The 24,678-nt window shown below is 64.8% G+C and carries 26 protein-coding genes and 1 tRNA gene; 13 read left to right on the top strand and 14 right to left on the bottom strand.

Translation table 11 applies throughout. The features are described from left to right. Window positions 1–24: 24 nt before the first annotated feature. Window positions 25–915, bottom strand: a complete 891-nt coding sequence (locus BMI87_RS05900; protein ID WP_078520243.1) for a DMT family transporter — start codon at window positions 913–915, stop codon at window positions 25–27. Beyond that, complete coding sequence (locus tag BMI87_RS05895) at window positions 912–1,736, bottom strand: alpha/beta fold hydrolase (protein WP_078520242.1); 825 nt, start codon at window positions 1,734–1,736, stop codon at window positions 912–914. The genes BMI87_RS05900 and BMI87_RS05895 overlap by 4 nt, the downstream gene beginning before the upstream one ends. A 60-nt stretch (window positions 1,737–1,796) precedes the next feature. Between BMI87_RS05895 and BMI87_RS05890 the strand changes: the two genes are divergently transcribed. Continuing rightward, entirely contained in the window at window positions 1,797–2,387 is a 591-nt protein-coding gene (locus tag BMI87_RS05890; RefSeq protein ID WP_078520241.1) for a hypothetical protein, read from the top strand. A 7-nt stretch (window positions 2,388–2,394) separates the two neighbouring features. Here BMI87_RS05890 and BMI87_RS05885 read toward each other — a convergent pair whose 3' ends face one another. From BMI87_RS05885 to fabA, 5 genes are all read right to left on the bottom strand, one after another. Continuing rightward, complete coding sequence (locus tag BMI87_RS05885; RefSeq protein ID WP_078520240.1) at window positions 2,395–3,066, bottom strand: haloacid dehalogenase type II; 672 nt, start codon at window positions 3,064–3,066, stop codon at window positions 2,395–2,397. A 51-nt stretch (window positions 3,067–3,117) separates the two neighbouring features. Continuing rightward, the gene (locus BMI87_RS05880) at window positions 3,118–3,897 is read right to left on the bottom strand and encodes a pyrroline-5-carboxylate reductase (RefSeq protein ID WP_078520239.1); all 780 of its coding nucleotides are present in this window, start codon (window positions 3,895–3,897) and stop codon (window positions 3,118–3,120) included. Window positions 3,898–4,164: 267 nt separating this feature from the next. Then, the gene (locus tag BMI87_RS05875; protein WP_078520238.1) at window positions 4,165–4,953 is read right to left on the bottom strand and encodes an enoyl-ACP reductase; all 789 of its coding nucleotides are present in this window, start codon (window positions 4,951–4,953) and stop codon (window positions 4,165–4,167) included. A gap of 42 nt (window positions 4,954–4,995) precedes the next feature. Then, a complete protein-coding gene (gene fabB, locus BMI87_RS05870; protein WP_078520237.1) occupies window positions 4,996–6,225 on the bottom strand; it encodes a beta-ketoacyl-ACP synthase I in 1,230 nt (409 codons plus the stop codon). A gap of 31 nt (window positions 6,226–6,256) precedes the next feature. Next, the gene (gene fabA, locus BMI87_RS05865; protein ID WP_078520236.1) at window positions 6,257–6,766 is read right to left on the bottom strand and encodes a bifunctional 3-hydroxydecanoyl-ACP dehydratase/trans-2-decenoyl-ACP isomerase; all 510 of its coding nucleotides are present in this window, start codon (window positions 6,764–6,766) and stop codon (window positions 6,257–6,259) included. A 151-nt stretch (window positions 6,767–6,917) separates the two neighbouring features. Here fabA and irrA point away from each other — a divergent pair, with 151 nt between their 5' ends. Then, window positions 6,918–7,343, top strand: coding sequence for an iron response transcriptional regulator IrrA (gene irrA / locus BMI87_RS05860; protein WP_078520235.1), 426 nt, complete (start codon window positions 6,918–6,920; stop codon window positions 7,341–7,343). 119 nt (window positions 7,344–7,462) lie between these two features. On the opposite strand, the gene BMI87_RS05855 is transcribed toward irrA, so the two are convergent. From BMI87_RS05855 to BMI87_RS05825, 7 genes are all read right to left on the bottom strand, one after another. Further along, entirely contained in the window at window positions 7,463–8,410 is a 948-nt protein-coding gene (locus BMI87_RS05855; protein WP_078520234.1) for an AEC family transporter, read from the bottom strand. Beyond that, entirely contained in the window at window positions 8,410–9,213 is an 804-nt protein-coding gene (locus BMI87_RS05850; protein ID WP_078520233.1) for an MBL fold metallo-hydrolase, read from the bottom strand. The genes BMI87_RS05855 and BMI87_RS05850 overlap by 1 nt, the downstream gene beginning before the upstream one ends. Further along, window positions 9,210–10,028, bottom strand: coding sequence for a TatD family hydrolase (locus BMI87_RS05845; protein ID WP_078520232.1), 819 nt, complete (start codon window positions 10,026–10,028; stop codon window positions 9,210–9,212). The genes BMI87_RS05850 and BMI87_RS05845 overlap by 4 nt, the downstream gene beginning before the upstream one ends. Window positions 10,029–10,050: 22 nt before the next feature. After that, a complete protein-coding gene (locus BMI87_RS05840; protein ID WP_078520231.1) occupies window positions 10,051–11,175 on the bottom strand; it encodes a DNA polymerase III subunit delta' in 1,125 nt (374 codons plus the stop codon). Between the two features lie 99 nt (window positions 11,176–11,274). After that, entirely contained in the window at window positions 11,275–11,889 is a 615-nt protein-coding gene (gene tmk / locus BMI87_RS05835; protein ID WP_078520230.1) for a dTMP kinase, read from the bottom strand. Between the two features lie 6 nt (window positions 11,890–11,895). Beyond that, window positions 11,896–13,071, bottom strand: coding sequence for a D-alanyl-D-alanine carboxypeptidase family protein (locus BMI87_RS05830; protein WP_078520229.1), 1,176 nt, complete (start codon window positions 13,069–13,071; stop codon window positions 11,896–11,898). A gap of 15 nt (window positions 13,072–13,086) precedes the next feature. Next, window positions 13,087–14,052: an SPOR domain-containing protein gene (locus BMI87_RS05825; RefSeq protein ID WP_078520576.1), complete on the bottom strand. Its 966-nt coding sequence runs from the start codon at window positions 14,050–14,052 to the stop codon at window positions 13,087–13,089. A gap of 182 nt (window positions 14,053–14,234) precedes the next feature. Between BMI87_RS05825 and BMI87_RS05820 the strand changes: the two genes are divergently transcribed. The 11 genes from BMI87_RS05820 (at window position 14,235) to BMI87_RS05770 (ending at window position 24,605) form a co-directional block, all read left to right on the top strand. Then, window positions 14,235–14,324 (top strand) — tRNA-Ser (locus BMI87_RS05820). Window positions 14,325–14,696: 372 nt separating this feature from the next. Beyond that, window positions 14,697–15,857 carry a transporter substrate-binding domain-containing protein gene (locus tag BMI87_RS05815; protein ID WP_078520228.1) on the top strand — a complete coding sequence of 387 codons (1,161 nt, stop codon included), beginning with the start codon at window positions 14,697–14,699 and terminating at the stop codon, window positions 15,855–15,857. Next, a complete protein-coding gene (locus tag BMI87_RS05810; protein ID WP_078520227.1) occupies window positions 15,854–16,510 on the top strand; it encodes an ANTAR domain-containing response regulator in 657 nt (218 codons plus the stop codon). The genes BMI87_RS05815 and BMI87_RS05810 overlap by 4 nt, the downstream gene beginning before the upstream one ends. 41 nt (window positions 16,511–16,551) lie before the next feature. Then, complete coding sequence (locus BMI87_RS05805; protein ID WP_078520575.1) at window positions 16,552–17,787, top strand: urea ABC transporter substrate-binding protein; 1,236 nt, start codon at window positions 16,552–16,554, stop codon at window positions 17,785–17,787. 105 nt (window positions 17,788–17,892) lie between these two features. Then, window positions 17,893–18,765, top strand: a complete 873-nt coding sequence (locus BMI87_RS05800) for a branched-chain amino acid ABC transporter permease (protein WP_078520226.1) — start codon at window positions 17,893–17,895, stop codon at window positions 18,763–18,765. Between the two features lies 1 nt (window position 18,766). Next, window positions 18,767–19,837, top strand: a complete 1,071-nt coding sequence (locus tag BMI87_RS05795) for an ABC transporter permease (RefSeq protein WP_078520225.1) — start codon at window positions 18,767–18,769, stop codon at window positions 19,835–19,837. After that, on the top strand, window positions 19,837–20,553 hold the full coding sequence (locus BMI87_RS05790; RefSeq protein ID WP_078520224.1) for an ABC transporter ATP-binding protein: 717 nt from the start codon (window positions 19,837–19,839) through the stop codon (window positions 20,551–20,553). Before BMI87_RS05795 ends, BMI87_RS05790 begins: the two co-directional genes overlap by 1 nt. After that, window positions 20,546–21,259 (top strand): ABC transporter ATP-binding protein, encoded by a 714-nt coding sequence (locus BMI87_RS05785; RefSeq protein ID WP_078520223.1) that lies wholly within the window; start codon window positions 20,546–20,548, stop codon window positions 21,257–21,259. The genes BMI87_RS05790 and BMI87_RS05785 overlap by 8 nt, the downstream gene beginning before the upstream one ends. A gap of 45 nt (window positions 21,260–21,304) precedes the next feature. Continuing rightward, complete coding sequence (locus BMI87_RS05780) at window positions 21,305–22,303, top strand: acetamidase/formamidase family protein (RefSeq protein WP_078520222.1); 999 nt, start codon at window positions 21,305–21,307, stop codon at window positions 22,301–22,303. Between the two features lie 228 nt (window positions 22,304–22,531). Then, the gene (locus BMI87_RS05775; protein WP_078520221.1) at window positions 22,532–24,070 is read left to right on the top strand and encodes an amidase; all 1,539 of its coding nucleotides are present in this window, start codon (window positions 22,532–22,534) and stop codon (window positions 24,068–24,070) included. A 229-nt stretch (window positions 24,071–24,299) separates the two neighbouring features. Next, a complete protein-coding gene (locus BMI87_RS05770) occupies window positions 24,300–24,605 on the top strand; it encodes a DUF4342 domain-containing protein (RefSeq protein WP_078520220.1) in 306 nt (101 codons plus the stop codon). Window positions 24,606–24,678 lie beyond the last annotated feature (73 nt).

Genomic DNA, 24,678 nt, shown 5'->3' with positions numbered 1-24,678 from the left:
TTTTTTGTTTGCGGATTGGGTGGGTCAGGCGGGGCGCTGCGTAGGGCGCGCGGGCCAGACCTCCAGCAGCCCTGCGCCCAGCACGAGCGCGCCGCCTGCAATCTCCAGCGCGGCGAGCCGCTCGCCCGCGATCAGTGCGGCGGAGACGGCGCCCACCAGCACCTCGCTCATCAGCAATATCCCGATCCGCGCCGGTTCGAGCCGTACGGTCGCCCACATGAGCCCGGCCGTCGCTGCGCCCCACCAGAACACCCCGGCGGCACCGATCAGCCCAACCGACTCCGCCCAATCGACGCCGCTTGCGGGCAGCGGCGCAAGGAACGGCGCGAGGCAAAGCGCGGTGAGTGCCGCGCCGGCCGCGAAGACGAAGGTGGCGGGGCCGGGCGAGAGCGTCGATCTGGTGCGCATCCCCGTTGTCGCGACCGACCAGATCACGCCGCCTACAAGCGTCATCCATTCGCCCAAGCTGCTCGGTAGGGGCAGGCCGCCGCTCGCGCCCAGCATCAGGCCGAGCCCCGCGAGGCCGATGAAGATCGCGGCCAGTCGCAGGCGCGAGACCGGCCAGCCGAGCACGAACCGCCCGATCAGCACCGACCAGACCGGGGTGAGGAACCACAGCAGGATCACCAGCGCGACGCGGCCGTAGAGAAAGCCGATCGAATAGAGCGCAAAGGCCGCCCCGCCAAGCGCGACCGAGATCAGCGCCGCGGGTGTGGCGGCGGCGAGTTCGCAGCGCTTGGTCCAAGCGACGGGCGCAAGGGCCACGCAGGCGACCAGGGTGATCGCGACGGTGCCCCAGGCTCCCGCCAGACCGTGCCCGTCCAGCGCGCGCACCGGGAGCCAGTATAGCCCCCAGAGCGCGCCGGTGATCAGCGTGATCGCGCTGGCGATGAGGGTGACACGGGCCTCGCTCACCCTTTGATCCGCTCGATCCACGCTTCGAGGGCGGCCAGCGCCTCGGGTTCGTCGAGGAAGGGGATGTGGGCGCGGTCGGCGACGCGGGCATAGATCATGTCCGGGCGTCGGCGCTGCATCTCTTCTGCGGTGGCGTCGCTCAGCAGATCGGAATTCACGCCGTGGATCAGCGCCAGCGGCAGCCCCTCGGTGGCTTCGAAGAGCGGCCAGGCTGGCTCGAGGCCCTTGAAGGCGCCGATAAACGCCTCGCGCAGGGCCGGGTCGTAATTGATCTTCAGGCCGTCCTCGGTCTCGACGTAATGGTGGCGCACCTCCATCGCCCAGCGGTTCGGCGGCACCTTGTCGAAGCCGATCATCGCCTCGGGCAGCTTCTCGGCCATTTCCGCATAGCTCTTCGCCGCCGGGTTGCGCCCGATATAGTCGAAGATCTTGTTCAGCCCCTCTTCTTCGAGGACGGGGCCGATATCATTCAGCGCGAGCCCGGTCAGCCGGTCTTTCGCGGTCAGTGCAATGAACATCCCGACGAGGCCGCCGCGCGAGGTGCCGAGGATCGCGGCCTTCTCGAGACCCAGATGATCGAGCAGTTGCAGCGCATCCGCCGCTTCGCGCGGCACGGTATAGGTGTCCCCGCCGGACCAGTCGCTCTCGCCGCGCCCGCGGTAATCCATGCAGATGAACCGCACGCCCTTGAGATGCGGCGCGACATAGTCGTAGTCGTGGGTGTTCCGCGTCAGCCCGGACAAAGCCAGGATCGGAATGCCGCTGCCACTGTCGCTATACGCAATCTTCGCGCCATCATCCGCGGTAAAGAACTCCATCACGCCACTCCTCTCTGGATTGCTTGTCTGTCAGCGATCATAGTGCCTTAGAGGGAGATCGCCATGGCTGACACGCTGGATAGATTACACGAAAAACTGAGCGCGCTCGAAGACGAGATCGAAGCGGAATGGGAGCGCAGACGGGACAAGATGGCGTTCCGGCTCGACCATAACCGGGTGGTCTTCGAGGCAGGCGTGCGCGATGCGCATCGGCGCGCGCGGGTGGGGCTGTTTCGCTTCCTGTCCTATGCGCGCCCGATGGTCATTCTGACCGCCCCGGTGATCTATTCGCTGATCGTGCCCTTCGTGCTTCTCGACCTCTTCGTGAGCCTCTATCAGGCGATCTGTTTTCCGATCTACCGCATCGCCAAGGTGAAGCGCGCCGATCATATCGTGGTCGACCGTCAGCATCTGGCCTATCTCAACGCGCTGCAGAAGCTGAACTGCGTCTATTGCGGTTATTGCAACGGACTTCTGAGCTATGCCTACGAGATCGCCGCGCGGACCGAGCAATATTGGTGCCCGATCAAGCACGCGCATCGGGTGAAGGGGCCGCATCTGCGCTACCGCGATTTCGTGGAATACACGGATGCGGAAGGGTTTCAGGCGCAGACGATGCGGCTGCGGCGCGCGCTGCGCGAGATGGACGAGTGAGCGCGGCTCAGAGGTGGTCCGGCACCGCGCGCAGGTCCGTCAGGATCGCCGCGGGTTTATAGGGCAGCCGCTCGACCGGGGCGCCCGCGCGGTTGACCCACAGCACGTGGAAGCCCGCCTTGGCCGCGCCCGCCGCATCCCAGCCATTCGACGAGACGAAGCAGGTCTTCTCCGGTTCGACGCCCATCTTCTGCGCGATCATCTCGTAGACGGCGGCGCGGGGTTTGTAGTGGCCGATCTCATGGATCGAGAGCACCTCGTCGAGTAGATGGCCCACGCCCGCCGCATGGACCGCAGCCCCCAGCATGTCCGGCGCGCCGTTCGACAAGATCGCACGCCCCACACCGCGGTGGTGCAGCGCGTCGAGCATCTCGGGCACTTCGGGGAAGGCGGGCAATTCGCGGTAAAGCGCCATCAGCCGCTCGGCCAGATCGGGATCGTCGAGGTCCTGCGCCGCCATCGCCCAATCGAGCCCGTCGCGGGTCAGTTGCCAGAAATCGACGTAATCGCCCATCACTTCGCGCAGCCAGCTATATTCGAGCTGCTTGCGGCGCCAATCGGCGGCAAGGCGCGGCCAGATCTCGGTCAGGCGCGGCTCCTCGGCGGCCAGATTGCGCGCGGCGGCGTCGACGTCGAAGAGCGTGCCGTAGGCGTCGAAGACGCAAAGCTGAATGGACATGATATTTCCTCCCGAGCCTCACCCTAGCGTCGGCGGGGCCAGGTGCAAGGGTCAGTAGATGTCGCGCGAGGCTTGCGTCGCGGCGCGCAGTCCTTCGGCCAGACGCTCGGCAAAGCCGTTGTCGCGCAGAGTGGTCAGGCCCTTCGCTGTCGTGCCCGCGTAGTCGATCATCTCCTGCACATGGGCCTGAGGGGTCGGGCCCTCGGCCATCATCTGCCCGGCGGAGAGGAATAGCTGGCGCACGGCGCGATCGGCGATCTCGGACGGAACGCCCTGATCTTCGGCATGACGCGCCATCGCGGCGGCGCAGGCCGCGATGAAGCCCGGCACTGGGCCGGTCATCGCGGTGAAGAGGTCGATCTGAGGCTCGTCGTGCAGCTCGTCCGTCTGCCCGCAGGCCTCAAAAATGGCGCGAGTGCGGGCGCGGTCGTCCTCGGTCACGGCATCGCTCGCGATCCATGGGCTATAGGCGAGGCCCATCGCGGCAGCCGGGCTCGACATGGCGCGGATTACACGCGGGCTGGCGCTGATGCGGGTGAGCTCGGCCAGTGGCACGCCCGCCATGACGGAGATCACCAGCTTGTCCTTCGCGTCGATCCTGAGGTCTCGGGCAGCGGCGGGCGGCACGCAGAGGATCACCACGTCGCATGCGTCCGCCAGCGCCTGCGGATCGGTCAGGACGTTCTCCGGCGGGAAGCCGTCAATGTCAGGCCGCGCGCCGGAGCGGTTGGCCATCAGAAGCGACTTGGGCTCCGCGCGCCAGAGCGCCTCGGCAATCGCTGCGCCGAGCATCCCTGAGCCGATGATGCCGATAGAGAAATCGAGTGCCATGCGCGCCTCCCTGCGTGTTCGCGAAAGACTAACGCGGGGCAGGGGATGGGGGAAGGGATGGCCGCCCGCTTCAAACAAGAGACTGCGCCCGGAACGCGGCGAAGCCGCAGGGCGCGCGGCGGCCCGTCCCCGCGGGCTGGCGCCTTGGCCAACCGCGCGAAACGCAGCCATGTTCAAGGTATGTGGCTTGGGTAAAGCGCTGCCGCACAGAGCGTGAGCCGCGCCACCCCACGGGCCGGCGCGCGCCCTGCTTGCGATTGGCTGAGCTTACAGGTTCTCCGCAGCGGGCATGCCCATGACGTGATAGCCGCTATCGACCGAGATGATCTCGCCGGAGGTGCAAGCGCCGTACTCCGAGAGCAGATAGACAGCCGTGCCGCCGATCGCTTCCAGCGTCGCGTTATGGCGCAGGGGCGAATTGTGCTCGGTGTGGCGGAAGGTCTTGCGCGCGCCGCCGATCGCGGCACCGGCCAGCGTCTTCATCGGGCCGGGCGAGATCGCGTTCACGCGGATGCCGTCGGGGCCCAGATCGGCTGCCAGATAGCGCACCGCCGATTCCAGCGCCGCTTTCGCCACGCCCATCACGTTGTAATAGGGCGTCACGCGCTGCGAGCCCATATAGGTCAGCGTGATCATCGAGCCGCCTTCGTTCATCAGTTCCGAGGCGCGCTTGGCCACGTCGATGAAGCTGTAGCAGGAGATCGTCAGCGAGTTCTTGAAGTTCTCGCGGGTGGTGTTGATGAACCGGCCCGCAAGCTCGCTCTTGTCGGAATAGGCGATGGCGTGCACGACGAAGTCGATCGAGCCCCATTCCTCTTTCAGCTTGGCGAAGGCGGCGTCCATCGAGGCGTCGTCATTCACGTCCACATCCAGCAGGAATTTCGAGCCCACGCTTTCGGCCAGCGGTTCGACTCGCTTGCCGAAGGCTTCGCCCTGATAGGAGAACGCCAGTTCCGCGCCTTGCTCGGCCAGTGCCTTCGCGATCCCCCAAGCGATTGAGCGCTCGTTGGCGACCCCCATCACGAGGCCGCGCTTACCCTTCATCAGTTCCGCCATTCCCGTCCCTGCCGCCGTTTCTGTCGCCGTTTGTTCTTGCCGTTAGTCTCGATACTTGCTCATCACGAGCGACGCGTTGGTGCCGCCGAAGCCGAAGCTGTTCGAAAGGACCGAGTCGAACTCGACATTGTCGATCCGCTCCATCGCGATCTCTTCGGGTTTGATCTCCGGGTCGAGCTCGGTGATGTTGGCCGAGGCCGTGATGAAGTTGTTTTCCATCATCAGCAGCGAATAGATCGCCTCATGCACGCCGGTCGCGCCGAGCGAGTGCCCGGTGAGCGATTTGGTCGAGGAGATCTTCGGCACGTTTTCCTCGCCGAAGACGCGGCGCACGGCCTGCACTTCGGTCACGTCGCCTGCGGGCGTCGAGGTGCCATGCGCGTTGATGTAGGAAATCTTGCGGCCTTCCGGAAGGGTGCCGACCGCGAGCTTCATCGACCGCTCGCCGCCTTCGCCCGAGGGGGCCACCATGTCGTGGCCGTCCGAGGTCGCGCCGTAGCCGGTGACTTCCGCGTAGATCTTCGCGCCGCGCGCCTTGGCGTGCTCGAGTTCCTCCAGCACGACGACACCGCCGCCGCCTGCGATGACGAACCCGTCGCGGGTCGCGTCGAAGGCGCGCGAGGCCAGCTCGGGCGTGTCGTTATATTTCGACGACATCGCGCCCATCGCGTCGAACAGACAGCTCAGCGTCCAGTCCAGTTCCTCGCCGCCACCGGCGAAGACGATGTCCTGCTTGCCCATCTGGATCAGCTCGGTGCCGTTGCCGATGCAATGCGCCGAGGTCGAGCAGGCCGAGGTGATCGAGTAGTTCACGCCCTTGATCTTGAACGGCGTCGCCAGACAGGCCGAGTTCGTCGAGCTCATGCAGCGGGTGACCATAAACGGCCCCATCCGCTTGGGCGAGCCCTTCTCCATGACGATGCGATGCGCCTCGAAGAAGTTCGAGGTGGACGGACCGCCCGAGCCCATGATCAGGCCGCTGCGCGGGTTCGAGATGTCGCTCTCTTCCAGACCGCTATCGGCCAGAGCCTGCTCCATCGCGATGAAGTTATAGGCGGCACCCGGACCCATGAAGCGCAGGTTGCGCTTGTCGATATGGTCCTCGAGCGTGATCTTCGGCTGGCCTTTGACTTGGCTGCGGAAGCCGCGCTCGGCGTAATCCTCGGCGAATACGATGCCGGATTTACCAGCTTTGAGGCTGGCGGTGACTTCTTCGGCATTGTTGCCGATGGGCGAGACGATGCCCAAACCGGTGATGACGACGCGGCGCATGCGGGCCTCCTGTCTTGTCTGTCTTTGGGGGTCAGCTCTCGGAGAGCGCGACCTTCATGTCCTTGACCTCGTAGATCACGTCACCGTCGGCCTCGACGATCCCGTCGGCGACACCCATGGTCAGGCGACGGGTCTGAATGGCCTTGGTGAAATCGACCTTGTAGGTCAGCATTTTACGATCGGGGCGGACCATGCCGGTGAGCTTAACCTCGCCCACGCCAAGCGCATAGCCGCGACCCTGCCAGCCACGCCAGCCCAGGTTGAAGCCGGTCAGCTGCCACAACCCGTCGAGGCCGAGGCAGCCCGGCATGATCGGATTGCCGGGGAAATGGCATTCGAAGAACCACAGGTCGGGGGTGATGTCGAACTCGGCGACCACATGGCCCTTGCCGTGCTTGCCGCCATCGCCCGAGATGTCGGTGATGCGATCCATCATCAGCATCGGCGGCGCCGGAAGCTGTGCATTGCCGGGGCCAAAAAGCTCCCCGCGTGCACATTTCAGAAGATCTTCTTTCCCGAAGCTCGTCGGAAACCCAGCCATCGGCGCTCCTTCCCGGTTTTGGCGTGCTTTTGCATCCCTCTATCACCGCGTGGCCGCGTGGCGCAAGGGCGACGGTGACAGGCCGCGCCCCTGCGCGGTCGCATTGAAACCTGAGTGGAAAAGTCTCATATAGGTACCGAGGAGACATGACATGGCTGTGACGAATTCGACCGAACAGCGCCGCGGGCAGGACTGGCTGAGCCGTGGCGGGCTGCGCCCCACCCGTCAGCGACTGGCGCTGGCCACATTGCTCGTGGGCGATGGGGAAAATCGTCATGTCACGGCCGAAAGCCTCTATGCGGCCGCCTGCGATGCGGGCGAGAAGGTCTCGCTCGCCACCGTCTACAACACGCTCAAGGCGTTCTGCGACGCGGGGCTGATGCATGAGATAACGGTCGACGGCGCGCGCAGCTATTTCGACACGCGCATGGACGACCACCCGCATTTCTTCTGGGAAGACGACAACCGCCTGTCGGATGCCCCGGCCGAGGAGTTGAAACTCGCCTCGATCCCGCAGGCCCCCGAAGGTGCCGAGATCACCCGCGTCGACGTTGTGATCCGCGTCCGCAAGGCCTGATTGCCGCTTCCTCTTGGTGAAAATATCCCGGGGTGAATGGCCGTAGGCCAGAGGGGCAGAGCCCCTCGACACGTCAGTCTTGTCGCCCTCCGGCGACGGAGGGGCAGAGCCCCCAAACCTCATGGCAGGATCGCAAGCCAGCCCCAGATCGTCAGAATCGACAGCGCCGTCGCGATCAGCACGGCCGAGGCCGCAACTCTGCGCGCCACCCCGTAGATATTCGCAAAGAGATAGGCGTTGACCCCCGGTGCCATCGCCGCCGTCAGCGTGGCCGACCGCAGCGCGGTCGTGTCCACCTTGAAGGCGAAATGCGCGAGGCCATAGGTGATCGCCGGATGAAGCAGCAACGACAGGCCGGTGACCATCGCGATCGCCTTCGCGTCGCCCTCGGGACGATAGCGATAGAGCACGCCACCCAGCCCGAACAGGGCCGCAGGCAGCGCCGCGCGCGCCATCATATCCATCCCCTCGCGGATCGGATGGGGCAGGGGCTGGCCGGTCAGCGTGGTGAGAATCTTGATCGCGAAGCCCGTCAGGATGCCGATCACCAGCGGGGTCCGCAGCACGCCGATCAGCGCGTTGAGCCCGACGCGCCCGAGCGACGTGCCGGTGCCCGACGAGCGCACCATCTCCATCGCGAGGATGCCGATCGTATAAAGGAAGGGCGAATGGACCGAGATGATCGCGAAATTGCCCGACAGCGCATCGGTGCCATAGGCGCGCTCGGTGATCGGCACGCCCAGCAGAAGCGAATTCGAGAACAGGCAGGCGAAGCCGATGGCGACGCTCTCAGGGCCGTTGCGGCCTATCATGCGCGCACCGGTGATGCCGATCGCGAAAGAGATCAGCGCGCCTGCGTAGAAAGCCGCCATCATCGCCCAGTTATAGCTCTGCGTCAGGTCGAGATTGGCAATCGAGCGCGCCAGAAGGACCGGCACCGCGAAGTTCTGCGCAAAGCGCATCAACCCGTCGACCGCGCCTTCGGAGAACAGCCCGCGCCAGGCTACGACATAGCCGAAGCCGATCACCAGAAAGACCGGCAGGATGACGTCGATCAGAACGCTCATCAGAGGCCGAAATCCAGAACCATCCCGTCATGGGCAGGGCGAATGTGATCCGGCGTTTCCTCGGCAACGGCGTCGTGGTCGAGGTCGATATGCATGTTGGTCAGCACCGCGCTCGCGGGCTGCGCACGCTCGATCCATTCCAGCGCGCGGGCCAGATGCGCGTGGGTGGGGTGCGGCGTGCGGCGCAGCGCGTCGAGCACCCAGCAATCGAGGCCTTCGAGATAGGCCCACGCCTCTTCGGGAATGTCCGAGACGTCCGGCAGATAGGCCAGCCCGCCGATCCGGAAGCCGAGCGCGTCGATATTGCCGTGCTCGACGCGGAAGGGCTGAAACTCGATCGAGCCGCCCGCGCCGGTGATCTGGAAGGGCCGCTCGCGATGGATCGATTTCAGCTCGCAGATCGGTTTGTAATTGCTGTCCGAGGGCTGGACGAAGGCATAGGCGAAACGGTCGAGCAGCGCGGCCTCGGTATCGGCATCGGCCCAGACGGGCAGGCGGGTGCGCATGTTGAAGACGATCTGGCGCAGATCGTCGAGCCCGTGGACGTGATCGGCATGGCTATGGGTGTAGACCACCGCATCCAGCTCGCCCACGCCCGCGGTCAGCAGCTGCTGGCGCATGTCGGGCGTGGTGTCGATCAGCACCCGCGTGGTGCCCGACTGGGCGACCCGTTCGACCAGCATCGAACAGCGCAGCCGGTGGTTCTTCGGATTCGCCGGGTCGCAGTCGCCCCAATTGTTGCCGATGCGCGGCACGCCCCCCGAGGAGCCGCAGCCGAGGATCGTGAAGCGCATCCGACTCATGCAGCGATGCTCCCCCGCTCGCCATGCTCGGCGGCTTTCCAGAACAGGCGGTCGAAATTGGCCTGCGTCGCTGCGGCGAATTCCTCCAGCGGCAGGCCGAAGACATCGGCGCCGACCTTGGCGGTGTGCGCCGTGTAGGCGGGCTCGTTGCGCTTGCCGCGATAGGGCGGCGGCGCGAGATAGGGGCTGTCGGTTTCGACGAGGATCCGGTCGAGCGGCGCGGCGGCGAAGATGTCGCGCACCTCCTGGCTTTTCGGGAAGGTCGCGATGCCGGACATCGACAGGTAAAAGCCCAGATCGACAGAGACCTGCGCGAGGCGCGGCCCCGACGAATAGCAATGCATGACGCAAGTATAGGGCTTGGCCTTCATCCCCTCGGTCAGGATCGCTTCCATGTCCTCGTCGGCATCGCGCGAATGGATGATCAGCGGCAGGCCGGTTTCCTGCGCGGCTTCGATATGCAGGCGCAGAGAGGTTTTCTGCACCTCGGCACTCTCGGCGGTGTAGTGATAGTCGAGCCCGGTCTCTCCGATGCCGACGAATTTCGGGTGTTTGGCCAGTGCCACCAGCTCGTCGACAGTGGCCATCGGTTCTTCGGCGACGCTCATCGGGTGGGTGCCTGCGGCGTAGAAGACGCCGCGATGCGCCTCGGCGATGGCCCGCACGGAGGGCTCGTTCTTCAGCTTGGTGCAGATCGTCACCATCCGCGTCACCCCGGCGGCATTGGCGCGGGCGATGATGTCGTCGCGCTCACCGTCGAAATCGGGGAAATCGAGATGGCAATGGCTGTCTGTGATCTCGGGCGGGAGGGTCAAAATCGGCTCCTTTCGCGCCGCATCAGGAGGCGGCGGCTGTGATCTCCAAGACGATATCCATCACGAGCGCGGCAGGGTCAAGGTTGACCGCCCGACCGTGGGCGGCGCGCGCGCCCATGCTCTGATGGAGGGCAGCCCATTTCATCGCTGCCTGATCGTCAGGCGACAATCGTGCGAGAAGCTGCGCCTCGCCGGGCGCAGCTTCGGGATGGGCCGGACCCATCACGCCCGCGCGCGCGGCACGCGAAAGGAAGAGGTCGATCAGGTTGAGGACGAGGATGAAGCGGTTTTCGTTCGCCTTGCCGACACAGCTTTCGGCCAGCGCCAGCGCGCCCAGACGGTCGAGCCGGGGCAGGGTACCCATCAGGTCGACGAGCTTGGCATAGGTCGTCATGCCGTCCTGATTGATCAGGCGGATCGCGGCGCCGACGGAGCCGCCCGACAGCGCGGCCAGCGCGTGGTGGTCGAGATCCGGCGGCTCGCCCTCCTCTTCGGCGGCGGCAATGGCGGCTTCCATTTGATCGGGTGTGAGCGTGCCCAGCCGCAATTCGCGACAGCGCGATCGGATCGTCGGCAGGAGCCGCGCTGGCTGATGCGCGATCAGCAGGAAGGTCACGCGCGGCGGCGGTTCTTCGAGCAGTTTCAGCACCGCGTTGGCGGCCTGGGTGTTCATCTCGTCGGCGGCGTCGATAATCACCACCCGCCGTCCGCCCTCGGCAGCAGACAGATGCAGGAACGAGCGCAGCTTGCGCACCTCATCGACGCGAATGTCCTGCGACAGCGCGGATTCGGTGGCGTTCGCGCCGCGCTTGAGCACGAAGATGCCGGGCTCCGATCCGGCGTGGATGCGGCTGAGCGCCGGGTGGTTCGGATCGGGATCGAGGCTGGTGGGCTGTTCCGGCTCGCCGAAGAGACCGGGGCCGTCGTCCTCGGGCCGGGTCATCAGGAAGCGCGTGATCCGCCACGCGAGCGTCGCCTTGCCCACGCCGCGCGGCCCGGTCAGCAGCCAGCCGTGATGCAGCCGCCCCATGTTGAACGCGTCGAGGAAGTCCTCTTCGGCCCGCGTCTGACCGACCAGACGCAGCGTGTCGCGCGGGTGTCGCGCACCGGGCGCAAGGGTTGGATCGGGAAGGTCGGCGAGGCTCATGGCGGCACTCTAGTTGCGCGCGCGGGCGGTTTCCAGCGGGGTTTTTGCGGAAGGCTGTTGGCGCGGGGCGACCGGCCCCGGGCCGCGTCCGACCGGCGCTTAGCTCTGCAGTTCAGCCTGCACGGCACTCAGCACATCGGCGGCAATCGCGTCGGCCTCGCGCGCGCCGTCGATTACCCGGAAGCGGGGCGCGAATTCCTTCGCCAGCGACAGGAACCCCGCGCGCATCTTTTCCTGCAGCCCGACGCCGAAATCCTCAAAACGCTCCTCGGTGCCCTGACGCCCCTTGGCGCGGGCGAGGCCGGTCGCGGGATCGATGTCGATCAGGACGGTCAGGTCCGGCTCGCGCCCGATCATCAGGGTGTGGAGCTGATCGACCACTGCGCGCAGATCGCCGCGCGAGAGGCCCTGATACATCCGGGTCGAATCCGCAAAACGGTCGCAGATCACGACCTTGCCTGCGGCGAGCGCCGGTTCGATCACGCGCTCCAGATGGTCGCGGCGCGCGGCGGTGAACAGAAGGATCTCTGTCTCTGCCGACCAGCGGTCCGGATCGCCCTCAAGCACCAGACGGCGGATTTCCTCGGCCCCCGGAGAGCCGCCGGGTTCGCGCGTCAAAACGACCTCGCGCCCCGCGTCCCGCAGGGTTTCGGCCAGCATCCGCGCCTGTGTGGATTTACCCGATCCGTCGATCCCCTCGAAGCTGATGAACATGCGCGCTTAGCTGTTCACCCGTTCCATCGCCGCCTCGAACGCCTTGCCCGACAGCCGCGCCAGCGCCGCTTTCACGCGCACGACAAAGCCGCCTTTCTTGACGTCCTCGGTGGCGACGAGCGGCACTTCGTTGGCATTGTCGAGACCCGGCACGGTGATCACCAGCTTGCCGACTTCCTGGCCCTGCTTGATCGGTGCCTGCAGCGGGCCTTTGAACACGGCCTCGGCGGTTACTTTGTCCTTCGAACCCGCGGGAACCAGCAGCGACAGATCGGTTTTCGGCGCGAGGCCGACCGTGGATTTGCCGCCCAGCCAGACCGGCGCTTCGGCGAGCTGGGTGCCCGCCTTCGCCACGTCCTTCATCACGAACTGACGGAAGGCCCAGTTCGCGACCGCTTCGCCTTCCGACCGGCGCGACTGCTCGGAGGGCATGCCTGCCAGCACGAAGACGATGCGGCGTTCGCCCATCACGGCGGAGCCTACGAGACCGTAGCCCGCTTCCTGCGTGTGGCCGGTCTTCATGCCATCGGCCTTCCAGTCGGCGGCGCGGATGTCCAGCAGAGGATTGCGGTTCTCGGCATTGGCCGGGGCGCGATCCTTATAGTTGAAATGGGTCTCGCTGAAGAAGTGATAATATTGCGGGAAATGGGTGATGATCCGGCTCGCGACGATGCCGAGATCATGGACCGACATGCGCTGGCCGGGGTCGGGCCAGCCGTTCGAGTTGGCGAACATCGAGTTCTTCATGCCCAGCTCATGCGCGCGCTCGGTCATCAGGTCGGCGAAGGAGGACTCCGAGCCCGCCAGCCCCTCGGCCACCACGACGCAGGCGTCGTTGCCCGAGTTGATGATGATGCCCTGGATCAGATCGCGCACGGTGGGGCGGTCGGTCGTATTGAGGAACATCGTCGAGCCGCCCATCGACTGCGCGTGCTCCGAGACCGGGAAAGTCGTGTCCATCGTGACCCGGCCGTCTTCCAGCGCCTCGAATAGCAGATCGAGCGTCATCAGCTTCGACATGGACGCCGGAGGCAGCGGGATATCCGCGTTCTTCGCCATCAGGACGGTCTTGGTCGACAGGTCATAGACCCAGGCGGCATGGGCCTTGGTGTCGAAGGCGGCGGCGGGCAGGGCGAACAGGCAGGCTGCAAGCGTGGCGGCGATCAGGCGAATGAAGGTCATATCTTCTGCGTAGTCCTATTTCGAGACGGGGTAGGCATCGGGATAGCCCAGCCCGTGAATTTTGGTCTTGAGCGCGTCGAGGTCGGATTTCGTGGGCGCAGGGCCCGCGATCACGCGCCAGAAGGTCTTGGAGTGGCTCTGTTCCTTCTTGATCTCGGCGATGACGCCCGCCTTGGCCATCTGGCTCTGGGCGCGTTTCGCATTCGCCTCGACAGAGAAGATGCCGATCTGGATATAGCCTGCGCCGGTGCTCATTTTCGGCGTGCTCGGCTGCGGAGCTGCCGAAGCCACCGGGGCTGCGGGGGCGGGCGCCGGGGCAGGGGCCGCACCGATTGCGGGCTTGACTGGTTTCGCTGCGGGCTTCGGCGTGCCTTGGGCCTTCGCGATTCCGGCCGCCGCGGTCGAGGTTACCTCGTCGAGCGATTTCTGCTCCACTTCTTCAGGTGCCGCGATCACCGGCTTGTCGACGAGTGGCGCGGGCTTGTCTTCCTTGACCGGCACCGTCTCGCGGCGCAGCGCCACGACGGAGAGCTCGGTCGGCGCGCCTGCCAGAAGCCCCAGCGCATCGGCCGCGTCAGAGCTGACCTGCAGCTTCGGGCCGGGATTGTCGGTCTCGCGCTTGAAAAGCGCCCCGATCACGAATTTGCCGTTCGACGGGTTGCGGATGATCACCCGCTCGGGGTCTTTCACGTTCGGATGCGCGACCCAAACGCCGCCCAGCGAGGGGCGCCCGTCCCACAGGCCCTTTTCATCTACAGAGAAGACCTGCGGCGCTTCGACGTCGCGCTCGATCATCTTCTGGCCGTTTTCGGTGACGGTCTCGGCGTCGCCGGGGCTTGCGGTCTCGTCCGCAGGCTTTTTCTTGAACATCCCGAACGGGGAGCCACCGCTTTCCTGACAGCCTGCCAGCGCGATCCCCGCGCCCAGCATCAGGGCAAAGCCTGTCACCCGCTTGCGCGTCATCTTCTTCTGCTCAGTCATCCTGTGCCCCTTTTCGCGCGGTTTGCCCGCCTCTTGCCTGCGCGTCTGCACCGCTTGCGCCATGCGTTACGCGCGATCCTAGCGATTTGCAGAGCCCGTGAAAAGCTGCCCCAACGCCCACGCGCGGAAAACGGCGCGCAAGACTTTCAGAATCGCGTGAAGCGGTCTAAGCGAAACCCGTCGGAGGAGTGGCAGAGTGGTTTAATGCACCGGTCTTGAAAACCGACGTAGGTGAAAGCCTACCGTGGGTTCGAATCCCACCTCCTCCGCCAGCGCGTCGCTTCCATGCCCAAGAACGATCCCGTCGCATGCCGGCAAAGCCTCCACCCGCAGGGGATGACCGCTCCTTCTCAGGACATCGCAGCTTCAGGGAAGGCGAGACCTGCCTGAGCATCCGGGTTGCGCTCAATTTGCGGGCAGTCTGCTTTGGGAACAGCTTCAATAACGTGCATGTGTGGGCTTGAGACGGGGGCGGTCATGGCGAAGTAACATGTCTATTGACAGGTTCGTGAACGATTCCCTAGCGTGAGGTAAGCGCCGAGCAAATGTGCTCGTCATGGCGCGTTGAACCCTCAGATATGTCGGCAATTCCGCCTCCAAAGCAGTTTCTGCTTCTGGGGGTTTTTGTCGTTGGAAGATCGAAAATGACACGTCTCGACCTACAGATCGGCCTGCTTTTCTCGACCACCGGCGCATACGGTAGAGTCGCGCATACGCAGCTCAACGGCGCGCAGCTTGCCTGCGACGAGATCAATGCGGATCCGAGCGCGGCGGTCACGTTCCATCCCATCCATATCGACCCCGAGAGTGATCTGCACAAATACGCGCCGGCGGTGCAGAGCATGTTCGACCAAGGCATCCGCCATATCTGCGGGTGCTACACCTCGTCGAGCCGCAAGGAAGTGATCCCGCTCTTCGAGAAGCATGACGCGCTGCTGTGGTATCCGACCCATTACGAAGGCTTCGAGAGCTCGACCAACGTCATCTACACCGGTGCGGCCCCGAACCATCACATGTCACCGCTCATCGATTTCCTCTGCGCCCGCTTCGGTCGCCGCGCCTATTGCATCGGCTCGAACTATATCTGGGGCTGGGAAAGCAACCGGGTGATGCGCGAAGAGCTGCAGCGGCGCCGCGGCGAAGTGGTGGCGGAGCGGTATCTGCCGGTCGGCGAGACCGATATGGCCGCCATCATCGAGGAGATCCTCGAGACCAAGCCCGATTTCGTGTTCAACGCGCTGATCGGCGAGTCCTCTTACGCGTTCTTCCGCGCCTTCCGGGAGACCTGCGAGGCGCGCGGGATCGAGCAGACCACGCGCTTCCCCATCGCGAGCTGTAACCTGTCGGAGCCCGAGCTTCGCGCGATCGGCCCGGTAGGGGCGGATGGGCAGATCAGTTCCAGCGTCTATTTCTCTTCCCTCGCAGGCGAGCGCAACACGCGCTTCGTCGAGGCCTATGGCAAAGCCTTCCCCGAGGGACCTGTCGTTTCCGCCGAAGCCGAAGCGGCTTATGTCGCCATTCATATGCTCGCGAAATCCATCGCCGATGCGGGCACCGCGTCGGTGGGGGCGGTTCTCGAAGCGGCTGCAGGTCAGGTATTCGACGCGCCGCAGGGCCGGGTCACGATCGACCCCGAAACCTACCACGCCTCGCTCACGCCCCGCATCGGGCTGTCGCGCGCCGATTTCGAGTTCGACATCCTGCTCGAAGCGCCCGAACCCATCGCGGCCGACCCTTACCTCGTCTCCTCGACGACGACCTTCGAGCCGGCGGAGCGGCGCAGGAACGTGAGGGTCGTACAATGAAGACACCCCGGATCGCGCAAAACTTCCGCGGCCGCAGGGCCGTCATCTTCACCACCGAGGGCCGCTCGCTGGGTATTCTCGAAACGACATTGCGTCGGCTGGGGCTGGAGCCGGATACCCGTCCCGTCTCGCCGCGCCAGGTTTTCGAACTGCCCGAAGACCTGAGCCCGGAGTCCGACCTCGTCATCATCGACGGCGACCTGAACCTGCCGCAGGCTTGGCCCGAGAGTTTCAACCTGTCGCCCCAGCATGCGCCGTGTCCGACGGTCGGGCTGGTCGGCACAGAAGCGCCGAGCCGTCTCAAGGCGATGCTCCAGCTCGGGGCCGCGTCCTTCCTGCAAAAACCGATCCATAGCGGGGCCGTCTATTCCGCTCTCTATCTGGGCGTGAACGCGTTCGAGCAAATCGACGGCCTCAAGGCGAGCCTCGACGATATGGGCGAACGCCGCCGCAAACGGATTTACGTCATCAAGGCTGTCGCGGCGCTCATGCGCCAGCGCGGGCTTAACGAAGATGCCGCATATGACCTTCTGCGAAAGGACAGCATGCGCGCGCGCGTCAGCGTCGAGGACCACTGCGAGTCCCTGATGCTGGCAAACCCGGACAGCGATCTCGATCGCGCTGAAACGAAAAAGAGGTGTCAGGCGCGCTAGCCCAGCAAGGCACCCAGGAAAACCTCAACAAGGAGTTGAAAATGACCAGGAAACTGATCAGCACCGCTTCGGTGCTCGCTACCCTATTGTCTTTTGCAGGGCCCGTGATGGCTCAGGACGCCGAGCCGATCAAGATCGGTGTGCTCGAAGACCAGTCGGGGGATTTCGCCCTCGCGACCATCGGCAAGGTGCATGGCATCCAGCTGGCCACCAAGGAAATCAACGACGCGGGAGGTATCGCCGGTCGTCCGATCGAGCTGGTGACCTACGACACCCAGTCGGACAACACGCGCTATCAGGAATTCATGCGCCGCGTGCTGCAGCGCGACAAGGTGGACGTGGTCTTCGCGGGTTTCTCCTCGGCCTCGCGTGAAGCCTACCGCCCGATCGTCAACCAGTTCGACGGGCTGGCCTTCTACAACAACCAGTATGAAGGCGGCGTCTGCGACGCGAACATGATCGTCACCGGCGCGGTGCCGGAGCAGCAGTTCTCGACGCTGATCCCCTACATGATGGAGAAGTACGGCAAGAACGTCTACACCATCGCCGCCGACTACAACTTCGGTCAGATCTCGGCCGAATGGGTGCGCAACATCGTCAAGGACAATGGCGGCGAGATGGTGGGCGAGGAGTTCATCCCGCTCGGCGTGTCGCAGTTCTCGCAGACCATCCAGAACATCCAGGCCGCCAAGCCCGACTTCGTGGTGACGCTGCTCGTGGGCACGGCGCAGTCGTCCTATTACGAGCAGGCCGGTTCGGCGAATGTCGACCTGCCGATGGCGTCGTCCGTGAACGTGGGCCAGGGCTACGAGCATAAGCGCTTCACGCCCCCGAGCCTGAAGGACATGTATGCGACGGTGAACTATGTCGAGGAAATCGACACGCCGGAAAGCAAGGCCTTCGTCGAGAAGTTCCACGCGATGTTCCCCGACGAGCCCTACATCAACCAGGAAGCCGAGAACTCCTACGCGGCGGTCTATCTCTACAAGGAGATGGTCGAGAAAGCCGGCGGCTCCACCGCTCTGGAAGATGTGCGCGCTACGCTCGCCGATGGCAACCTGTGCTACGACGCGCCCGAGGGCGAGATGTGCATCGATCCGAAGAGCCAGCACACCTCGCACACGATCTATCTGGCCCATGTGCTCGAAGATCACTCGATCGAATTCCCGAAGAAATGGGATGACATCAAGCCCTACTGGCTGGGCGATGTCGGCTGCGATCTGACCCAGAACGACCCGAGCGACCAGTACACCCCGTCGCACCTGCCGACGGAGTAATCCGACGCATCGCGGATGCGGGGCCGCGTGGCTCCGCATCCGTCCCCTCCCGGATTTTCCTGCCCGGATTTCCCTGAACGACGGCCACCAAGAAAGGGACGGTCTATGGAGTTCCTCTACTCTCTTTTCAGCTTCTTCTATCAGTTCGGAGACGCGTTCGCCTTCCTCGTGCTCAGCGCCTGCGGCCTCGCGGTGATCTTCGGCATGATGGGCGTGATCAACCTCGCGCATGGCGAGTTCATCCTCTGCGGCGCCTATGTCTCGACGAGTGCCACCCATATGGGCGTTCCCCTTCCGATCGCGATCGCGCTGGGCTCTCTGGCCGCCGGTATCGCCGGGATGATCGTCGAGGTCGTGGTGATCCGCCCGCTCTACAAACGTCCCCTCGATACGATCGTGGCCACCTGGGGGATCTCGATGATCGTCACCCAAGGCACGCTGATCGTGCTGGGCACGACGATGGCGGGCAGCGGCACGCCCTTCGGCAGCTTCACCGTCGGCGACTATTCCTATTCGATCTACCGCATCGTGCTCGTGGTAATGGCGCTCGCGACGCTGGCCGCCTTGTGGCTGATGTTCACCAAGACGCGCTTCGGTATCCTTGCCCGCGCCACGATCCAGGTGCCGCATGTGGCCGAGGCGCTCGGGGTCAATACCAACCTGATCTACAGCCTGACCTTCGGTCTGGGCGCGGCGCTCGCGGGGCTTGCCGGTGGGCTTTACGCGCCGACGATGACGCTCGTGCCGACGATGGGGGCCGCCTTCATGGTCGAGGCTTTTGTGACCGTCGTCGTGGGCGGTGCAGACATCTTCCTCGGGACGGCGCCTGCCGCGGTCGTGCTTGGCTTCATCAAAGCGTCGCTGACCTCCTGGCAGGGCCAGCTTGCCGGTCAGATCGGCATGCTCATCGCCGTCATCATCGTGATCCGCATCCTGCCGCGCGGCATCAGCGGCAAGATCCTGAAAGAAAGGGCCTGACGTGAGCAGCGCATCCCGTTTCACCTCCATTCTGAAGCTCATCGAGGGGCCGCAAACCCTCGGCAAGGGACCGAAATTCTGGTCGGGCTTCACTGTCGTCCTGCTCGCCGCCTGCGCCTATCCGGCCTTTGCGGACAGCTACGACGTCGGCAATAACGTCTACTTCTTCAACTGGCTCTTCATGGCGATGGGGCTGAGCCTGATCTGGGGCTATGGCGGGGCGCTGAGCTTCGGCCAGACTGCCTTCTTCGGGGTCGCGGGCTATGCCTACGGGGTCCTGACGATCAACCTCGGCGATGCCTACGGCCTGACGCTGCTCTCGCTGGTGCTGGCGGTTGGCCTGAGCGCACTTTTCGCGGCGATCCTTGGCTACTTCCTGTTCTTCGGGCGTATCAGCGGCGTGTTCCTCGGCATCGTGACGCTGTCGGTGACGCTGGTGCTCGAGCGCTTCATGGCGCAGACGGCGGGGCCCGAATGGGCGATCGGCAAGGCGCGTCTGAACGGCTTCAACGGCATGGGCGCGATGCCCTCGCTGACGATCCCGTGGCCGGGCGGCAATATCGTGCTCTATCCGGACGTGACCCTCTATTACGTCACGCTGGCGCTGCTGCTGGTCTGCTATCTCGGTCTGCGCATCCTCGTGAATTCGCGCTTTGGCAATGTCATCGTAGCGATCCGCGAGAACCCGATGCGCGCCGAGATGCTGGGCTATGACGTGCGCAAGTATCAGCTGGCGACCTTCGTGATCGGCTCCGCGCTCGCCGGGCTGTCGGGCGTGCTCTACACCTCTTGGGGCAATTACATCACGCCCGCCTCGATGGGGATGACGGCGGCCTCGCTGCCCATCGTCTGGGTCGCGGTCGGCGGACGCACGGACCTCACGACCACGATCATCGGCACGCTCGCGGTGCTGATGGTGTTCCAGTCGCTCACGATCTACGGCAGCCAATACGCGCTGATCGTGATGGGGACGCTCTTGGTGATCACCGTTCTGATCGCCCCGCGTGGCATCGTCATCGCGCTGCTCTCGCCCTTCATGCGCCGGAAATCCAAACTGGAAGGAGAGCGGTGATGGCCATTCTCGAAACACGCCAGCTCAACAAGCATTTCGGCGGGCTCCACGTCACGGGCAATGTCGATTTCGCGCTTCAGCCCGGAGAGATGCACTGCCTGATCGGTCCCAACGGGGCGGGCAAGAGCACCTTCTTCAAGCTGATCCTGGGCGAGCATCTGCCCGATAGCGGCGCGATCCTCTATGACGGCGAGGAGATCACTCGCGCGAAACCGTTCGAGCGCATCCGCAAGGGGATCAGCGTTAAGTTTCAGGTGCCCGGCATCTTCAAGGAACTGAGCGTCCAGCAGAACCTGACGATCGCGCTTCAGCACCATGTCGCGCCCGAGATCCTGCAAGAGGAGATCGACCGGCTGCTGGAGTTCCTCAAACTCTCGCAGGACCGCAAGCAGCTCGCGGGCAATCTCAGCCACGGTCAGAAACAGTGGCTCGAGATCGGCATGGCTGTCGCGCTGAAACCGCGCCTGCTGCTGCTGGACGAGCCGACCGCCGGGATGACGCCCGACGAGACCTTCGCCACCGGCGAGATGCTTCAGGAGCTGAACCGCGAGGGAATGACCCTGCTGGCGGTGGAGCACGACATGGCCTTCGTGCGCCAGATCGCCCACCAGGTCACGGTGCTCCATTTCGGCAAGATTTTCGCGCAAGGCACCATCGACGAGATCACCGCCGATGAACGTGTCGCCGCCATTTATCTGGGAGAAGTCGATGCGTAAGGATGTCCTTCTCGACGTGATCGAACTCAATGCAGGCTACGGCGGCAAGCCGGTGCTGCAGGGCGTCGATTTTCAGGTCCGCGAGGGCGAGATCGTCGCCGTGATCGGGCGCAACGGGGTCGGCAAATCGACCCTGATGAAGACGCTGATCGGGCTTTTGTCGACCGACAAGGGGTCGATCAACCTCGACGGCGCGTCGATCGATCTGCTCTCGGCGCATAAACGGGCGCGCAAGGGCATCGGCTATGTGCCGCAGGGCCGCGATGTCTTCCCGCGCATGACCGTGCTCGAAAACCTGCTCGTCGGTGAAAGCATCGCGGGCAAGTCCACACCGGGCAAGGTCGAAGAGATCTTCCGCTATTTCCCGATCCTCAAGGAGCGTGCCGATCAGCGCGCGGGCACGATGTCGGGCGGTCAGCAGCAGCAGCTCGCCATCGGGCGCGTGCTGATGGGCGATCCGTCGATGATCCTGCTCGACGAGCCGTCCGAGGGGATCCAGCCGAACATCGTGCAGGACATCGCGCGCATCATGGTCGAGCTGAACCGCGAGACCGGCGTGACCGTCGTTTTCGTGGAGCAGAATGTCGACATGATCCGGGCGATGGCGCAGCGCTGCTACGTCATGGACAAGGGCCGGATCGTGGCCGAGCTCGACCGCGAGATGCTGCAGGACCGCGACACGATCCGACGATACCTGTCGGTCTGATCTCCCCGGAACAATCATGGAATTTGCAAGTAAAAGGAGCAACTTATGAGCTGGTTTGAAGAATCCATCATGGCGCGCAAGGGCGTGGCGAAAGGTCAGACCCTCGAGAAACGCACGATCACCGAGGCAGAGCAGGGAAGCTATCCCTACATCTACACCGCCGGGATCGAGCCGGTCCTGACCGTCGATCCGGGCACCGTCGTCAGCGCCGAGACCCATGACGCGTTCGAAGGCGCGATCAAGTCGGAGACCGACAAGCCGACCGAGATCCTGAACTTCCCGTTCCTGAACCCGCAAAACGGCCCGATCTACGTCAACGGCGCCGAGAAGGGCGACACGATCGCGGTCTATATCGAGAGCATCGTGCCGCGCGGGCCGCAGCCGCGGGGCACCACGGTGATCATGCCCGAATTCGGCGGTCTGGTTCCCACCTTCGAGACGGCGCTCCTGACCGCGCCGCTGCCCGAGGTGGTGCGCAAGCTCGACATCACCGTCGAGGAGGGCACGAAGTGGAACGACAAGATCAGCCTGCCTTACGAGCCCTTCATCGGCACGATCGGCACGGCACCGATTGCCGAGGCGATCTCCTCGCTGGTGCCGGATTATTACGGCGGCAACATGGACCTTCCCGATGTCGCGCCGGGCGCGGTCGTCTATCTGCCGGTGCAGACCGAGGGCGGGTATCTGTTCCTCGGGGATTGCCACGCAGCCCAGGGCGACGGTGAACTTTGCGGCGTCGCGGTCGAGCACCCGACCGTCACCACCGTGCGCATCGACCTGATCAAGAACTGGACGATCAGCACGCCGCGTCTGGAGAACGAAGAGTTCTACATGACCGTCGGCTCGGCACGCCCGATGGAAGACGCCGCGCGCGGCGCATACCGCGAGCTGATCCGCTGGATGGCCGCCGATTTCGGCTTCGACGAGATCGACGCTTACATGCTGCTGACCCAATGCGGCCGCGTGCGCCTCGGCAACATGGTCGACCCGAAATACACGGTCGGGGCTTCGGTCCTGAAGTCGATCGTCGGCATCGCCGAATGAGCTTAGGGCCGCGCCCCTATCCCTTGTTGCGCGGTCTTTAACCTGTCGCCTCTGCCTTCGAGGGCAGCTTCTTGGGTGGGGGCGACCTTTTTCTTCCCGGCTTCGACCGTCCCTGCGGCCTCAGCGGTTCGCGCCACGGGTCGAGCTTTGTCACTTTCGATCCACCCCGCCCGGCTCCGGCTCGGGCGATGGCGGCACCATGCCCGCCAAACGGAAAAGGAGTCTCTCATGTCCGCTCAAACGAAACCCGATCTGCCCGATCTCGGAACGCTCACCGTCGCCGCCGTTCAGGAGGGGCTGGCTTCGGGGGCGTTCACCGCAGAGGCGCTGACCGAAGCCTGCATCGCTCAGGTCAAGGCGCTGAACGGCAAATACAACGCGATCATCTTCGAGAATGACGCAGCCCTCGAGACCGCCCGCGACATCGACCGGCGGCGCGCGGCGGGCGAGGCGCTGGGTCCGCTGGCCGGGGTGCCGATCGTCGTGAAGGATCCGATGGACATGGCGGGCATTCCCACCACGGCGGGCTGGCGGCTTCTCTATTCCGGGACCGGCGGCGTCGATCTGATGCCCGAACGCGACAGCCCCGTGGTGGCCCGGATGCGCGCAGCCGATGCGGTCATCCTCGGCAAGACCAACGTGCCGATCCTCAGCTGGACCGGGACGCATGCGAATGACAGCTGGGCCGGCCCCACGATCAACCCCGCGATTGAAGACCGCGCCCCGGGCGGGTCGAGCGCAGGCACGGCGGCGGCGGTCGCTACCCATATGTGTGTGATGGGGCTGGCCGAGGAAACCGGCGGTTCGATCCAGAACCCGGCCTCGGCGCAGGGGCTTGTGGGCATCAAACCGACCATCGGGCTGGTGCCGAATGCCGGGGTCGTGCCGCTCTCGGGCAATCGCGACGTGGTCGGGCCGATTGCCCGCACTGTCACGGATGCCGCCCTCGGCCTCGATGTCCTGGCGGGGTTCACCACCGAAGATCCCAAGACGCTGGCTTGCGTCGACAAGATCCCCGAAGGCGGCTACGCCTCGGGCCTGTCGAAGGACGGCCTGAAGGGCAAGCGGCTCGGGCTGTACGGGCCGGGCTGGCGGAAGAACGAACTCTCGCACGAGGCGTCGGATCTCTATGACCGCGCGAAGAGCGAGCTCGAAGACCTCGGCGCGGTTCTGGTCGAGGATCCCTTCGCAGGCACCGATTTCGCAAGCTACCGGGAGATCACGCCGGGCACGCCTTTCTTCGACGGGCGCGGGCTGGAATCCATCCCCTATGACATGACGAAATATCTCGAACGGCTTGGCCCGAATGCGGCGATCAAGACCTGGGAGGAGTTCGTCGAGGCCACGAAGGAGGAAAACGTGCTCGCGAAGGGGGCGATCCTCGGCTTCCTCAACGAGCTGCCCGATTTCGTCGAGGCGGTGAAATCCCCGACCACGCCGCCCGCGCTGCCTGCGTTCACGGCCCTGAAGCGGACCTATCTGCTTCTGATGGAGGAAGTCTTCGCGCGCCATCAACTCGACGCGCTCGTCTATCCGCAGATGCTGTGTGAATTGCCGGGCCTGCATTCGGGCGACGCGATCCTCGAGACCACCGTGGGGGAACTGAACATCGCCGGTATTCCGGGCGTCACCGTGCCCGCGGGCTACTACGCCTCTGGCGCGCCGTTCGAGCTGATCTTCCTCGGCCAGCAGTGGAGCGAGCACGCCTTGATCCAATGCGCCTATGCCTACGAGCAGGGCACGCTGCACCGCAAACCTGCGGTCTGATCGGGGCTAATCGGCGTCACAGCACCTTCTGGCCGTTGCGGTGTGAACTCGGCTTTTGCCCGAGCGCGCGCCGCAGCGGCCCTTTTTCCCGCGCCTGACGAAGATCAAGGCGCGGGCTGTGGAATCGTGTTTCTTTCCATCTGCGCAGCGAATGGCGCGCTAGCGGTGTGCGGCACGCGCGCTGCGACAACACCTCCGTGTTTACCCACAATTCGAGAGGAAGAGTTCGATGGAAGACGACAAGAAGCCCGAGCGCACCGTTTGGGAAGAAATCGAGGTCGCTGGCAACCAACTCGTCGATCGCGTCAAGGAATTGGCGCAGGAGGGGAGCGTGCGCCAGCTGCGTATCAGCTCCGCCGGCGGGGACCCCTTCGTCGAGGCGCCCCTCAATCTCAGCCTCGTCGTCAGCGGGGTCGTGGTGCTCGCCGCGCCTTGGCTGGCCGTCCTCGGCGTGATCGCCGGATTGGCCACCCGCGTGAAGGTCGAAATCGAGCGGGTCGAGGAACCCGGCGACGACGATAAGAAGGACGAGTAGGCCCCGGGCCGGGCGGAGCGGGAGCGCCATCAGCGTGGGGCTTGCGCTCCCACCCGGATATCCGGATCCAACG

This window comes from Thioclava sp. F28-4, from assembly GCF_002020045.1.
GTDB classification, from domain to species: domain Bacteria; phylum Pseudomonadota; class Alphaproteobacteria; order Rhodobacterales; family Rhodobacteraceae; genus Thioclava; species Thioclava sediminum.
The sequence above is the reverse complement of the archived record's forward strand: the minus strand, read 5'-3'. Positions and strand labels throughout refer to the sequence as shown.